Origin of the sequence: Pseudomonas sp. PDM09 (genome assembly GCF_014852305.1) — a bacterium.
Lineage (GTDB): Bacteria > Pseudomonadota > Gammaproteobacteria > Pseudomonadales > Pseudomonadaceae > Aquipseudomonas.
In genome coordinates this window covers 266,959-281,032 of record NZ_JACVBI010000004.1, presented here as the reverse complement: position 1 = coordinate 281,032, position 14,074 = coordinate 266,959, and the positions used below count along the sequence as shown (strand labels likewise).

12 protein-coding genes are annotated in these 14,074 nt (G+C 59.9%); 7 read left to right on the top strand and 5 right to left on the bottom strand.

Going from position 1 to position 14,074, the window contains the following annotated elements; translation table 11 throughout:
• Positions 1 to 65: 65 nt before the first annotated feature.
• Positions 66 to 644, bottom strand: coding sequence for an ACP phosphodiesterase (locus IB250_RS12570; protein WP_192344315.1), 579 nt, complete (start codon positions 642 to 644; stop codon positions 66 to 68).
• A gap of 154 nt (positions 645 to 798) precedes the next feature.
• Here IB250_RS12570 and IB250_RS12565 point away from each other — a divergent pair, with 154 nt between their 5' ends.
• Genes IB250_RS12565 through IB250_RS12555 form a run of 3 tightly spaced genes read left to right on the top strand, consistent with a single transcriptional unit; the run spans position 799 to position 3,360 of the window.
• Positions 799 to 1,119 (top strand): ArsR/SmtB family transcription factor, encoded by a 321-nt coding sequence (locus IB250_RS12565; RefSeq protein ID WP_192344314.1) that lies wholly within the window; start codon positions 799 to 801, stop codon positions 1,117 to 1,119.
• 2 nt (positions 1,120 to 1,121) lie between these two features.
• Entirely contained in the window at positions 1,122 to 2,288 is a 1,167-nt protein-coding gene (locus IB250_RS12560; protein WP_008010859.1) for an MFS transporter, read from the top strand.
• Positions 2,289 to 2,310: 22 nt separating this feature from the next.
• Positions 2,311 to 3,360, top strand: a complete 1,050-nt coding sequence (locus IB250_RS12555) for an alkene reductase (protein ID WP_192344313.1) — start codon at positions 2,311 to 2,313, stop codon at positions 3,358 to 3,360.
• 93 nt (positions 3,361 to 3,453) lie between these two features.
• Here the strand turns inward: IB250_RS12555 and IB250_RS12550 are convergent, their stop codons facing one another.
• On the bottom strand, positions 3,454 to 4,338 hold the full coding sequence (locus tag IB250_RS12550; protein WP_192344312.1) for a DMT family transporter: 885 nt from the start codon (positions 4,336 to 4,338) through the stop codon (positions 3,454 to 3,456).
• Positions 4,339 to 4,500: 162 nt separating this feature from the next.
• Entirely contained in the window at positions 4,501 to 5,133 is a 633-nt protein-coding gene (emhR, locus tag IB250_RS12545; RefSeq protein ID WP_192344311.1) for an efflux system transcriptional repressor EmhR, read from the bottom strand.
• A gap of 264 nt (positions 5,134 to 5,397) precedes the next feature.
• Here emhR and emhA point away from each other — a divergent pair, with 264 nt between their 5' ends.
• The 4 genes from emhA to IB250_RS12525 all read left to right on the top strand — a co-directional run bounded on the left by emhA (position 5,398) and on the right by IB250_RS12525 (position 12,750).
• Positions 5,398 to 6,555, top strand: coding sequence for an efflux RND transporter periplasmic adaptor subunit EmhA (emhA, locus tag IB250_RS12540; RefSeq protein WP_192344310.1), 1,158 nt, complete (start codon positions 5,398 to 5,400; stop codon positions 6,553 to 6,555).
• Positions 6,556 to 6,558: 3 nt separating this feature from the next.
• Positions 6,559 to 9,720, top strand: a complete 3,162-nt coding sequence (gene emhB / locus IB250_RS12535) for an efflux RND transporter permease subunit EmhB (RefSeq protein WP_192344309.1) — start codon at positions 6,559 to 6,561, stop codon at positions 9,718 to 9,720.
• Positions 9,720 to 11,180 carry an efflux RND transporter outer membrane subunit EmhC gene (gene emhC / locus IB250_RS12530; RefSeq protein WP_123499202.1) on the top strand — a complete coding sequence of 487 codons (1,461 nt, stop codon included), beginning with the start codon at positions 9,720 to 9,722 and terminating at the stop codon, positions 11,178 to 11,180. Before emhB ends, emhC begins: the two co-directional genes overlap by 1 nt.
• A 310-nt stretch (positions 11,181 to 11,490) precedes the next feature.
• Positions 11,491 to 12,750 carry an OprD family porin gene (locus IB250_RS12525; RefSeq protein WP_192344308.1) on the top strand — a complete coding sequence of 420 codons (1,260 nt, stop codon included), beginning with the start codon at positions 11,491 to 11,493 and terminating at the stop codon, positions 12,748 to 12,750.
• A 120-nt stretch (positions 12,751 to 12,870) separates the two neighbouring features.
• Here IB250_RS12525 and pcaC read toward each other — a convergent pair whose 3' ends face one another.
• Positions 12,871 to 13,263 carry a 4-carboxymuconolactone decarboxylase gene (gene pcaC / locus IB250_RS12520; protein ID WP_192344307.1) on the bottom strand — a complete coding sequence of 131 codons (393 nt, stop codon included), beginning with the start codon at positions 13,261 to 13,263 and terminating at the stop codon, positions 12,871 to 12,873.
• A 10-nt stretch (positions 13,264 to 13,273) separates the two neighbouring features.
• A complete protein-coding gene (pcaD, locus tag IB250_RS12515) occupies positions 13,274 to 14,065 on the bottom strand; it encodes a 3-oxoadipate enol-lactonase (RefSeq protein ID WP_192344306.1) in 792 nt (263 codons plus the stop codon).
• Positions 14,066 to 14,074: the final 9 nt, after the last annotated feature.

The window sequence follows — 14,074 nt, the reverse complement described above, 5'->3', positions numbered from 1 at the left end:
TAACATTCAATGATGATGCTGAATGTCACACCGCTATCGCGAGCAGGCTCGCTCCCACAGTGGTTTTATGTCGCTGGATAGTTTTGGACAAAGTCCTGCAACTGCGGATAGAACAACCGGAAATCCTCGCTCAACGGTTCATACAACCGTCGTAACTCCTGCATCGCCTCGGCCAACTCCTCGGGCCGGGTCAACCTGCGCGAAATCCCCCGCAGTACCTGCTCAAGCACTTCGAACTCCTGATAAGCACCCAACCAATCATTGGCCACCATGTGCGGTGCAATCCGCGCCAGGCGCTCCGGCAGCTGCGGTTCGGCGGACAGCACCCGATAAACGTGCGCGGTGAACTGCTCAAGCGGTTGATCTGCGTAAAGCGTCCAGTCCCGCGCCAGGCAGTGGTCGAAAAACACATCGAGCACAATCCCGGCGTAACGCCGGCGCGTGATGGAAAACCGCGACAAGGCGATGTCCACCAGCGGATGGCGATCGGTAAACACGTCGATGCTGCGGTGCAACTGGATGGCCGCTTCGATCTCCGGATCGAACTGCCCTTGCAGCCGTCCTTTGACGAAATCGCCATACAGACTGCCAAGCATTTGACCGGGGCGCTGGCCACCGAGGTGCAGATGTGCGAGATAGTTCATGCGCGCAGCTTAACACTGCGCTATCCATATCGTTATAACCCGATATACCGATTCATGCGGTCATCAGACCAAAAACATATTGGTATATCGCGAAATACCGATTTAAAGTTCGCCTCATCGCGATATAGCGTTTTACTCATCACGAGCCCAAACCATGACCATCGACCTCGACGAAATAATAAAAGCGCTGGCACACCCAGTACGCCGAGACATCCTCATCTGGCTGAAAGACCCCAAGGTCCAGTTCCCGGAACAGCTCCACAACCACGAGTACGGCATTTGCGCCGGACAGATCGATCAACGCTGCGGCCTGTCGCAGTCGACCGTGTCCGCCCATTTGGCGACCTTGCAACGGGCGGGACTGATCAGCAGCCAGAAAGCCGGTCAATGGCACTTCTTCAAACGCAACGAGGACGTGATTGAGGCGTTCCTCGACGCCATCGACAAGGAGCTCCGCGCTCCGACAAGGAACTGACAATGCCCCTCTCGCTACTCATTCTGGCCTTGAGCGCCTTCGCCATCGGCACCACCGAGTTCGTCATCATGGGCCTGTTGCCCGAGGTGGCGGCCGATCTCGGTGTGTCGATCCCCGGCGCCGGCTGGCTGGTGACCGGTTACGCCTTGGGCGTGGCCATCGGTGCACCGTTCATGGCACTGGCCACCGCCAGATTGCCGCGCAAGGCCGCTTTGGTAGCGTTGATGGGCATCTTCATCATCGGCAATCTGCTCTGCGCCCTGGCCAGTGACTACAACGTTTTGATGTTTGCCCGTGTGGTCACCGCGCTGTGTCACGGTGCCTTCTTCGGCATCGGTTCGGTGGTGGCGGCCGGTTTGGTGCCGGCCAACAAACGTGCATCGGCCGTGGCCCTGATGTTCACCGGCCTGACTCTGGCTAACGTTCTCGGCGTGCCGCTGGGCACCGCGCTCGGTCAGGAAGCCGGCTGGCGTTCGACCTTCTGGGCGGTGACCGTGATCGGTGTGATTGCGCTGATCGGCCTGATCCGCTTCCTGCCGGCCAAGCGCGATGAAGAGAAACTCGACATGCGCGCCGAACTGCGCGCCCTCAAGGGAGCCGGCATCTGGCTGTCGTTGAGCATGACCGCATTGTTCGCCGCTTCGGTCTTCACCTTGTTCACCTATGTCGCCCCGCTGTTGGGCGAGGTCACCGGAGTCTCGCCACGTGGCGTTACCTGGACCTTGATGCTCATCGGTCTGGGCCTGACGGTCGGCAACATCATCGGCGGCAAGCTGGCAGACAAAAGCCTGGCTGCGACGCTGATCGGGGTGTTCATCACCATGGCGGTCGTGTCCACCGTGCTGACCTGGACCAGCATCGCCGTGATCCCGACCGAAATCACCCTGTTCCTCTGGGCCACCGCGTGCTTCGCCGCCGTACCCGCCCTGCAAGTGAACGTTGTGACCTACGGCAAGGCGGCACCGAACCTGGTATCGACCCTCAACATCGGCGCTTTCAACGTCGGCAACGCGCTCGGTGCCTGGGTCGGCGGCAGCGTCATCGCCCATGGCTTCGGTCTCACCCGCGTGCCGCTCGCGGCAGCCGCATTGGCGGTACTCGCACTGCTGGTGACCTTGATCACTTTCCGTCAGAGCGGCAATGCCGAGCTGGCCCCTGTTACTAACTGATCTTTAACGAGGGTTGTATTAAATGACGACTATTTTCGATCCGATCAAACTGGGCGACCTCGAGTTGGCCAACCGCATCATCATGGCGCCGCTGACCCGTTGCCGCGCCGACGAAGGCCGTGTGCCGAATGCGCTGATGGCCGAGTACTACGTGCAGCGCGCCTCTGCCGGCCTGATCCTCAGCGAAGCCACGTCGGTCACGCCGATAGGCGTGGGCTACCCGGACACCCCCGGTATCTGGTCCAACGACCAGGTGCGCGGCTGGAGCAACGTTACTAAAGCAATCCACGGCGCTGGCGGCAAAATCTTCCTGCAACTGTGGCACGTGGGCCGGATTTCCCACCCCTTGTACCTGAACGGCGAAGCACCGGTCGCGCCGAGTGCCATCCAGCCCAAGGGTCATGTCAGCCTGGTGCGTCCATTGGCCGACTTCCCTACCCCGCGCGCCCTGGAAACCGCGGAAATCGCCGACATCATCGACGCTTACCGCGTGGGTGCCGAGAACGCCAAGGCGGCCGGTTTCGACGGTGTGGAAATCCACGGCGCCAACGGTTACCTGCTCGACCAATTCCTGCAAAGCAGCACCAACCAGCGCACCGACAACTATGGCGGCTCCCTGGAAAACCGTGCGCGCCTGTTGCTGGAAGTGACCGATGCCGCCATCGAAATCTGGGGCGCGGGCCGCGTGGGTGTGCACCTGTCACCACGTGCCGATCTCCATGACATGGGCGACGACAACCTGTCCGAGACCTTCACTTATGTCGCTCGCGAACTGGGCAAGCGTGGCATCGCCTTCATTTGCTCGCGCGAGAAAGAAGCCGGCGACAGCCTCGGCCCACAACTGAAAGAAGCCTTCGGCGGCCCGTACATCGCCAACGAACGCTTCACCAAGGACAGCGCCAACGAGTGGCTGGCCAGTGGCAAGGCTGACGCGGTGGCATTCGGCGTACCGTTTATCGCCAACCCGGACCTGCCGGCGCGCTTGAAGGCCGATGCGCCGTTGAATGAAGCACGTCCGGAACTGTTCTATGCGAAGGGGCCGGTCGGTTACATCGACTACCCGGTGCTGTAAACATCCGCCGTTGAAATGCAAAAGCCCCGACTCGAAAGAGCCGGGGCTTTTGCGTATGGAAGATCAAAGGATCGTTTGGCGGCTGCAATACTGTCAGCGCTTGCGCTGTCCCCAGGCGACCGCAAGACCGCTGAGGCAAATCACCGTGATCCCGATCACGCCGAAGCTGTCCGGGGTATGGTCGAAGATCAAATACCCGTACATCCCCGCAAACAGGATCTGCCCGTAACTGAACGGTGCCAACATCGCCGGCGCTGCATGGCGGAAGGCCTGGGTCAACAACATGTGACCGAGCATGCCGCAAGTGCCCAGCCCGATCATGAACAGGCCGTGCAGCAACGTTGGCGTGCTCCAGAAAAACGGCAACAACGCAGTCATGATCAGGCTGTTGAGAATACCGGTCAGAAAGTTGCTGGTGGTCGGGCTGTCGATACCGCTGAGCAGGCGGGTGAGCAATTGATAGAAGCCAAAACACAGCGCCGAACACAGCGGCAGCAGAATCGCCGGGGTGAACAGCGCACCGCCAGGCTGTACGACGATCAACACGCCAACAAACCCACCCAGCACCGCCAGCCATTGGTTACGCGTCACCCGCTCATGCAGCAACGGCACAGACAGCGCCGTCACTAACAGGGGTGCAAGGAAGTTAACGGCCGTGGCTTCGGCCAAGGGGATGTAACGCAGGCCGGTGGTAAAAAACAGGCTGGTGCCGATCAGGCACAGGGCCCGCAGAAACTGCAACCCGGGCCGTTTGGTGCGCACCACCGCTGAAAAACCAGTGCGCGGCACGAAAATCACCAGCATCAACAAGGTGTGCACCACGTAGCGTGCCCACACCACCATCACGATCGGGTAAAAACCGGACAGGTATTTGGACAACGTATCGTGACTGGCGAATAACAACACCGCCAGGCAAATCAGTGCGATACCCTTTATCGGCTGCTCGGCGCCCTTGTAGCCCGGGTTGTTAACATTCATTCACAGACTCGACACAAAATTCCTACAAAATACGTAGCTCGCTACCTATCAACTCGGCGAACGTACCTATATAAAAGCACCCCATTACAAAAAGGCGAGTGAAGCGAGGGCGTCTTCTCGCTTCAAGTCTTGACACAAATGGATCCAATTACGCATTTTGTTTCATTTGCGCAGACTGGGACTCAAGCGCAGCATATCCAACCCTGTATCGACACAGCGCTCGGCTTCGGTGTGCAGTTGAAAACTGTCGGGAGCCAATAGCCACTGATACAGAATGCCATCGACGTACGCATGCAGGCTGATGGCCGCGCGAGCAGTGTCAAGGTCTTCCGGCAACTGCCCGCGATTCACCGCATTACTCAGGGCCAGCGCGATTCGCACATTGCAATCGAGACTGACCGTTCGGCGCTGCTGGCGCAGGTCGCACATTTCATCAGTGAATTCGCACTTATGAAACAGAATCTCGTTGATGCGTCGGGTTTTCGGGTCCAGGGCAACTTGATGAAACAAATGAATCAGCAGCTTGCGCATGCAGCCCAGCGGATCGAGTTCATCTTCGCTTTCACTGGCCTTGGCCATTTCATCCAGCGGCTCATGCAAGGTATCGAGCATCGCCTGCACCAGATCCGCCTTATTACTGAAATGCCAGTAGATGGCCCCGCGAGTCACGCCGGCCAGGGTAGCGATATCCGCCAGCGTCGTGCGGGCCACGCCCCGCTCGTAGAAGGCTTTTTCTGCCGCTTCGAGTATCTGGCTTCGGGTTTCTTGAGCTTCCTCTTTGGTACGACGGACCATGGCAGTAAAACCTCAATCAGGGGTGCTTCAGCGACGTCTGAATATCAGCTGAAGAAAAGTGGGGCGAGCGCTCTCGGGCTTCGTCTGCGGCCTACAATTCAAACCTTTGGATGGCTTTTGTAACCGTGTGGATACTCTGCCAAGCCTTTACAAACAACCATGAACGTAAGTATATTCCTTAGCAAGCTACTTATCCACCCGGCAAAAAATTTTTAACCTTCCACATTTCTTGTGCGCAATTGCGCGCCTGACCCGAGGATCTTCATGCAATTCAAGCCAGCTGTTACCGCTCTGGTTACTGCCGTCGCCCTGGCATCGCTGCTCAGCGGATGTAAAAAGGAAGAGGCGGCACCTGCCGCACCAGCCCCTCAGGTCGGCGTCGTAACCCTGCAACCTCAAGCCTTCACCCTGACGTCCGAACTTCCGGGGCGCACCAGTGCGTTCCGCATCGCCGAAGTTCGCCCACAGGTCAACGGCATCATTCTCAAACGACTGTTCAAGGAAGGCGGCGACGTCAAGGCCGGTCAGCAGCTTTATCAGATCGACCCATCGGTCTATGACGCGACCCTGAAAAGCGCCGAAGCCAACCTGCGTTCGACCAAGTCGATCTCCGACCGCTACAAGCAACTGGTCGACGAACAGGCCGTCAGCCGTCAGGAATACGACACCGCGCTGGCCAACCGCCTGCAATCGGAAGCGTCCCTGCAAAGCGCCCAGATCAACGTGCGCTACACCAAGGTTTACGCACCGATCTCCGGTCGCATCGGCCGTTCGTCGGTGACTGAAGGCGCGCTGGTCAGCAATGGCCAAACCGACGCCATGGCCGTCATCCAGCAACTGGACCCGATCTATGTCGACGTCACCCAGTCTTCGGTGGAGCTGCTTGAGCTGCGTCGCGAACTGGAAAGCGGTCGTCTGCAAAAGGCCGGCGATAATGCCGCCGCGGTCAAGCTGACGCTCGAAGACGGCAGCCAGTACCAGCTGGACGGCAAGCTCGAGTTCTCCGAAGTGTCGGTTGACCAGACCACCGGCTCCGTCACCCTGCGTGCCGTGTTCCCGAACCCTGATCACACCCTGCTGCCGGGCATGTTCGTTCACGCTCAGTTGCAGGCCGGTGTGGACAGCGCGGCGATTCTGGCCCCGCAACAAGGCGTGACCCGCGACCTCAAAGGCTCTCCGACCGCGCTGGTCGTCGGTCCGGACAACAAGGTCGAACTGCGTCAGCTCAAGGCCAGCCGCACCGTCGGTAACCAATGGCTGATTGAGGACGGGCTGAAGGCAGGTGATCGCGTGATCACCGAAGGGCTGCAATTCGTCAGACCTGGCGTTGAAGTGAAAGCCACTGAAGCCACTAACGTTGGCGCAAAGAGCCCGGCCACCGCACAGGCAGCTAATACTGCTGCCGGCGGCAAAGGGGAGTAAACCATGTCGAAATTTTTTATCGACCGTCCGATTTTCGCCTGGGTAATTGCCCTGGTGATTATGCTGGTCGGGGCTCTATCGATTCTCAAACTGCCGATCAACCAATACCCGAGCATTGCGCCTCCGGCCATTGCGATCTCGGTGACCTACCCGGGCGCGTCTGCACAAACCGTGCAGGACACCGTGGTGCAAGTGATCGAGCAACAGCTCAACGGTATCGATAACCTGCGTTATGTCTCCTCGGAAAGTAACTCCGACGGCAACATGACCATTACCGCGACCTTCGAGCAGGGCACCAACTCCGATACCGCGCAGGTTCAAGTCCAGAACAAGCTGAACCTGGCCACCCCGCTGCTGCCGCAAGAAGTGCAGCAACAGGGCATCCGCGTGACCAAGTCGGTGAAAAACTTCCTGATGGTCATCGGCGTGGTATCGCGCGACGGCAGCATGACCAAGGACGACCTGTCCAACTACATCGTGTCGAACATGCAGGACCCGATTTCGCGCACCGCCGGTGTCGGTGACTTCCAGGTCTTCGGTGCCCAGTACGCGATGCGGATCTGGCTGGACCCGGCCAAGTTGAACAACTACAACCTGACCCCGGTGGACGTGAAAACCGCCATCGCGGCGCAGAACGTCCAGGTCTCGTCCGGTCAACTCGGCGGTTTGCCTGCCCTGCCCGGCCAACAGCTGAACGCGACGATCATCGGCAAGACCCGTCTGCAGACCGCCGAGCAGTTCAAGGCGATCCTGCTGAAGGTCAACAAGGACGGCTCGCAAGTACGTGTCGGCGACGTTGCGGAAGTCGGTCTGGGTGGCGAAAACTACTCGATCAGCGCCCAGTTCAACGGCGCCCCGGCTTCCGGCCTGGCGGTGAAACTGGCCAACGGCGCCAACGCCCTCGACACCGCAAAAGCCCTGCGCAATACCATCGACACCCTCAAGCCGTTCTTCCCGGAAGGGATGGAAGTGGTGTTCCCGTACGACACCACCCCGGTGGTGACCGAGTCGATCAAGGGCGTGGTTGAAACCCTGGTCGAAGCGATCGTGCTGGTGTTCCTGGTGATGTTCCTGTTCCTGCAAAACTTCCGCGCCACCGTCATCACCACGATGACCGTGCCGGTGGTATTGCTGGGTACGTTCGGGATCCTCGCGGCGTTCGGCTTCAGCATCAACACCCTGACCATGTTCGGTATGGTATTGGCCATCGGCTTGCTGGTGGACGATGCCATCGTCGTGGTGGAAAACGTCGAACGGGTCATGAGCGAAGAAGGCCTGTCACCCAAGGAGGCCACGAAGAAATCCATGGGGCAGATCCAGGGTGCCCTGGTCGGTATCGCCCTGGTGCTGTCGGCGGTACTGCTGCCGATGGCGTTCTTCAGTGGCTCCACCGGTGTGATCTACAAGCAGTTCTCGATCACCATCGTTTCGGCCATGGCCTTGTCGGTATTGGTGGCGTTGATCTTCACCCCGGCGCTCTGCGCAACCATGCTCAAGGCGATTCCGAAAGGTGAGCACGGCACGCCGAAACGCGGCTTCTTCGGCTGGTTCAACCGCAGCTTCGACCGTGGCGTCAAAAGCTACGAGCGCGGCGTGGGCAACATGCTCGCGCACAAGGCTCCATACCTGCTGGCGTACCTGATCATTGTGGTCGGCATGATCTGGCTGTTCACCCGTATTCCAACGGCGTTCCTGCCGGAAGAAGACCAGGGCGTACTGTTTGCGCAAGTGCAGACACCGGCCGGTTCCAGCTCCCAGCGTACACAAGTGGTCGTGGACGAAATGCGCGAATTCCTGCTGCGTCCGAGCTCGGAGGGCGGTGAAGGCGATGCAGTGGCCTCGGTGTTTACCGTGACCGGCTTCAACTTCGCCGGCCGTGGTCAGAGTTCGGGTATGGCGTTCATCATGCTCAAACCGTGGGAAGAACGTAACGCCGACAACAGCGTGTTCAAACTGGCGGCCCGTGCCCAACAGCACTTCTTTACCTTCCGCGACGCCATGGTGTTTGCCTTCGCACCACCGGCGGTACTGGAACTGGGTAACGCCACCGGTTTCGACGTGTTCCTTCAGGACCGCGCCGGTATCGGTCACGAAAAGCTGATGGAAGCCCGTAACCAGTTCCTCGGCATGGCGGCGCAAAGCAAGGTCCTGTCGCAAGTCCGTCCTAACGGCCTGAACGACGAGCCGCAATATCAGCTGGAAATCGACGATGAGAAGGCCAGTGCCCTGGGCGTGACCCTCACCGACATCAACAACACCCTGTCGATTGCCCTGGGCAGTAGCTATGTGAACGACTTCATCGACCGCGGTCGCGTGAAAAAGGTTTACATCCAAGGCCTGCCTGGCGCTCGCATGAGCCCCGAAGACCTGAAGAAGTGGTACGTGCGCAACAGCGCCGGCACCATGGTTCCGTTCTCGTCGTTCGCCAAAGGTGAGTGGATCTACGGTTCGCCGAAACTGGCCCGTTACAACGGCGTAGAAGCGATGGAAATCCTCGGTGCCCCGGCGCCAGGCCATTCCACTGGTGAAGCGATGGCCGAAGTCGAAGCCCTGGCCAAGAAACTGCCGGCCGGTGTCGGTATTTCCTGGACGGGCCTGTCGTACGAGGAACGTCTGTCCGGCTCGCAAGCGCCAGCGTTGTACGCCTTGTCGCTGCTGATGGTGTTCCTGTGTCTGGCGGCGCTGTATGAAAGCTGGTCGATCCCGATCGCGGTGATGCTGGTGGTACCGCTGGGGATTATCGGTGCGCTGATGGCGACCAGCATGCGTGGCCTGTCCAACGACGTGTACTTCCAGGTGGGGCTGTTGACCACGATCGGCCTGGCGGCAAAAAACGCCATTCTGATCGTCGAGTTCGCCAAGGAACTGCATGAGCAAGGACGCAGCTTGCGCGATGCCGCGATCGAAGCCTGCCGGATGCGTCTGCGACCGATCATCATGACCTCGCTCGCGTTCGTGCTCGGTGTGGTTCCGCTGGCCATTTCCACGGGCGCAGGTTCGGGTAGCCAGCATGCGATCGGTACCGGGGTGATTGGCGGTATGATCACAGCCACTGTGCTGGCGATCTTCTGGGTCCCCTTGTTCTTTGTCACCGTGTCGTCCATGGGCCAGCGCAAAGTCGCCGATCAGGATGACGCCATTGAACCATCTAAAGAGGCTGGCTAATGAGCAAGTCGCTACTCTCCATCGCAGTCGCCGCCTTCGTGCTGAGCGGCTGCTCGCTGATACCCGATTATCAGCAGCCTGAAGCACCGGTGGCGGGCCAATACCCGCAAGGCCCGGCCTATTCGCCGGCCCAGGCGCCTAACCAGGCCGCTGCCGAACAAGGCTGGAAGCAGTTTTTCCACGACCCGGCGCTGCAACAGCTGATTCAGACCGCGCTGGAGAACAACCGTGACCTGCGCGTCGCGGCGCTGAACATCGACGCTTATGCGGCTCAATACCGCATTCAGCGTGCCGATCTGTTCCCGGCCGTTTCGGCCACCGGCAGCGGCAGCCGTCAGCGAGTTCCGGCACGGGCCTCGCAGACCGGTGAAGCAGCCATCTCCAGTTCCTACTCGGCCACCGTCGGCATCAGCGCTTATGAACTCGACCTGTTCGGTCGGGTTCGCAGCCTGAGCGAAGAAGCCCTGCAGAAATACTTCGCCACTGAAGAAGCACGCCGCAGCACGCAGATCAGCCTGGTGGCCAGTGTGGCCAATGCCTACCTGACCTGGCAGGCTGATAAAGAGCTGCTGAAATTGACCCAGGAAACCCTCGGCGCCTACGAGGAGAGTTACAAGCTCACCTCGCGCAGCAACGAAGTGGGTGTCGCCTCGGCACTGGATCTGGCCCAGTCGCGTACCTCGGTGGAAAACGCCCGTGCGCAACTGGCCAAATACACCCGTCAGGTTGCCCAGGATGAAAACAGCCTGGTGCTGCTGCTCGGCACCGGTATTCCGGCCAATCTGCAAGCGGCCAAGCCACTGTCGGACGACGTGCTGAGCGAAGTGCCGGCCGGCCTGCCGTCGGACTTGCTGCAACGTCGTCCGGACATCCTTCAGGCCGAGTACAACCTCAAAGCTGCCAACGCCAACATCGGCGCGGCACGGGCCGCGTTCTTCCCGAGCATCAGCCTGACCGCCAATGCCGGCTCCCTGAGCCCGGACCTGTCCGGTCTGTTCAAGGGCGGTTCGGGCACCTGGTTGTTCCAGCCGCAGATCAACTTGCCGATCTTCAATGCCGGCAGCCTGCGCGCCAGCCTGGATTACTCCAAAATCCAAAAAGACATCGGCGTGGCGAACTACGAGAAGTCCATTCAAACGGCCTTCCAGGAAGTCGCCGATGGCCTGGCCGCACGCCAGACCTACACCGAGCAGTTGCAGGCTCAGCGTGATTTCGTCAGCGCCAACCAGGACTACTACCGTCTGGCCGAGCGTCGCTACCGCATCGGTGTCGACAGCAACCTGACCTTCCTCGATGCCCAGCGCCAGTTGTTCAGTGCCCAACAGGCGCTGATCACCGACCGTCTGGCGCAGCTGACCAGCGCAGTCAATCTGTACAAGGCGTTGGGTGGTGGCTGGAATGAACAGACGGCGAAGAACGAGCCGTTGAAAGAAGAAGCGCCGAAGATGAAGTTGTTCTGATAGCGCGGTAAAAACACGAAGCCCACCGATTGGTGGGCTTTTTGTTGGCGGTGGGAAAAGCCAGATAAAAAGATCTTTTGCCGTTCGATAATCGCCCAGAACCCGCCCTCGCCGATTGAACCGTTTAGTCCCTTTCCCTCACCATCTGTCGCACAAAACCAATAACAACAGGTTCGACACCATGTCCCCGCGCCCTGCCCTGTCCGGCTGACTTCGCCCCCACTTTTCTGAATTCGACATCTTATGTCTGCAACCCAAACGTTGCGGCACCGCCCCGTTTCATCCCCAAGAATTAGAGAGACCCGAGCCCATGACCCCTTCCACCGCGCAGTATTTCTTTCCCAGCCTCATCGCCGTTGCACTGGCCAGTACGGCCCTGCCCGCCATGGCCGAGGAAGCGGGTTTTGTCGAAGGCGCCAAGGTCAACCTGAACCTGCGCAATTTCTACATCAACCGTAACTTCACCAACCCGACCAAAAGCCAGGGCAAGGCTGAAGAGTGGACGCAAAGCTTCATCCTCGACGCCAAGTCCGGGTTCACCCAAGGCACCGTCGGGTTTGGCATGGACGTGCTGGGTTTGTACTCGGTCAAGCTCGACGGAGGCAAAGGCACCGGCGGTACGCAGTTGTTGCCGCTGGATCACGATGGTCGCCCGGCGGATAACTTCGGTCGCACCAACGTGGCGTTCAAGGCCAAGCTGTCCCAGACCGAAGTGAAGGTCGGCGAGTGGATGCCGGTGCTGCCGATCCTGCGTTCGGACGACGGTCGCTCGCTACCGCAAACCTTCCGTGGCGGCCAGATCACCTCGAAGGAAATCGACGGCCTGACCCTCTACGGCGGCCAGTTCCGCGCCAACAGCCCGCGCGACGACAGCAGCATGAATGACATGTCGATGACCGGCAAAACGGCGTTCACCTCAGACCGCTTCAACTTCCAGGGCGGTGAATATGCCTTCAACGGCAAACGCACTCAGATCGGCCTGTGGAACGCTGAACTCAAGGACATCTACAGCCAGCAATACGTCAACCTCATCCACACCCAGCCACTGGGCGACTGGACATTCGGCGCCAATTTGGGGTTCTTCTACGGCAAGGATGACGGCAGTGCCCGGGCCGGCGAGCTGGACAACAAGACCTGGTCGGGCCTGTTCTCGGCCAAATACGGCGGCAACACCTTCTACGTCGGCCTGCAAAAACTCACCGGTGACAGCGCCTGGATGCGGGTTAACGGCACCAGCGGCGGCACCCTGGCCAACGACAGCTACAACGCCAGCTATGACAACGCGAAGGAAAAATCCTGGCAACTGCGCCACGACTACAACTTCGCCGCCCTCGGCGTGCCGGGCCTGACGTTGATGAACCGCTACATCAGCGGCGACAACGTACACACCGCAACCACCAGCGACGGCAAGGAATGGGGCCGCGAAAGCGAACTGGGCTACACCGTGCAGAGCGGCACGCTCAAGGATCTCAATGTCAGATGGCGCAACTCGACCATCCGCCGCGACTTCAGCAACAACGAGTTCGACGAGAACCGGTTGATCGTCAGCTATCCGATCAGTTTGTTGTAAACACAGACCAAATGTGGGAGTGGGCTTGCTCGCGAAAGCGGTGCATCAGCTTGCATCAATGCTGAATGTTAAACCGCTTTCGCGAGCAAGCCCGCTCCCACAAGGGGTTGTGGTGGACAGTTACTCCCGCGACTCCACCCCCAACTCATCCCACACCGATTCAGCCAGGTGGAACGTCGCGTTGGCCGCCGGGATGCCGCAGTAGATCGCGCTCTGCATGATCACTTCCTTGATCTCGCCGCGGGTTACGCCGTTGTTGGCGGCGGCGCGCAGGTGCAGTTTGAGTTCTTCGTTGCGGTTCATGCCGATCAGCATGGCGATGGTGATCAGGCTGCGGGTGTGGCGCGGCAGGCCCGGGCGGGTCCAGATGTCGCCCCAGGCGTGGCGGGTGATCATCTCCTGGAACTCCGAGTTGAACTCGGTCAGTGCGTTCAGGCTGCGGTCGACATGGGCGTCGCCCAGTACTGCGCGGCGAACACTGAGGCCCTCGTCGTAACGTTGTTTCTCGTCCACAACAATCCCCTCAATGAGCTGACAAAAAAGCCAGTACTCGGTCGCTGAATACAGCGCCGGCCTGGACGTTGGACAGGTGCGCGGCGTAGAACTCGGCGTACTCCGCGCCCCGCACATGTGCCTGAATGAAATGCCCGCCGGACGGTGGCGTCACCGCATCTTCGCTGCCGGAAATCACCAGCAACGGCACCTGAATCGACGACAGCTGATCACGGAAATCGGCATCGCGCACCGCCGCGCAATTGGCCGCGTAACCTTCAGGCGACGTGGCCGCGAGCATGTCGGTAATCCGCTTCACCGCTGCCGGATTGGCCTCGGCAAAATCCGCAGTGAACCAACGCGCAATCGACGCATCACGCAATGCGACCATAGCTGCCGCTCCGTCACGCAACACGGTTTCGATCCGTGGATTCCACACCGTCGGGTCGCCGATTTTCGCCGCGGTGTTGCACACGATCAGTTTGTTCAATCGCTGACCGGCATTGATCCCCAGCCACTGGCCGATCAACCCGCCCATGGACAAACCACAGAAATGCGCGCGCTCGATGTGCAGCGCATCCAGCAGCGCCAGTACGTCGCGGCCCAGTTGCTCGATGCGGTACGGCCCCGGCGTCACCAACGATTGGCCGTGACCACGGGTATCGAAACGCAGCACGCGAAAATGCTCGCTGAACGCCGGGATCTGCGCGTCCCACATGTGCAGCTCGGTGCCCAGCGAGTTGGACAGCACCAGCACCGGCGCCTCGTTAGGGCCCTCTATTTGGTAATGCAGTTCGCCCTCGGCGAGTTGTACGAATGCCACGGCAGTCTC

Coding starts and splice junctions, on each gene's coding strand:
- IB250_RS12570 (WP_192344315.1), bottom strand. CDS start 644: ATGAACTATCTCGCACATCTGCACCTCGGTGGCCAGCGCCCCGGTCAA.
- IB250_RS12565 (WP_192344314.1), top strand. CDS start 799: ATGACCATCGACCTCGACGAAATAATAAAAGCGCTGGCACACCCAGTA.
- IB250_RS12560 (WP_008010859.1), top strand. CDS start 1,122: ATGCCCCTCTCGCTACTCATTCTGGCCTTGAGCGCCTTCGCCATCGGC.
- IB250_RS12555 (WP_192344313.1), top strand. CDS start 2,311: ATGACGACTATTTTCGATCCGATCAAACTGGGCGACCTCGAGTTGGCC.
- IB250_RS12550 (WP_192344312.1), bottom strand. CDS start 4,338: ATGAATGTTAACAACCCGGGCTACAAGGGCGCCGAGCAGCCGATAAAG.
- emhR (WP_192344311.1), bottom strand. CDS start 5,133: ATGGTCCGTCGTACCAAAGAGGAAGCTCAAGAAACCCGAAGCCAGATA.
- emhA (WP_192344310.1), top strand. CDS start 5,398: ATGCAATTCAAGCCAGCTGTTACCGCTCTGGTTACTGCCGTCGCCCTG.
- emhB (WP_192344309.1), top strand. CDS start 6,559: ATGTCGAAATTTTTTATCGACCGTCCGATTTTCGCCTGGGTAATTGCC.
- emhC (WP_123499202.1), top strand. CDS start 9,720: ATGAGCAAGTCGCTACTCTCCATCGCAGTCGCCGCCTTCGTGCTGAGC.
- IB250_RS12525 (WP_192344308.1), top strand. CDS start 11,491: ATGACCCCTTCCACCGCGCAGTATTTCTTTCCCAGCCTCATCGCCGTT.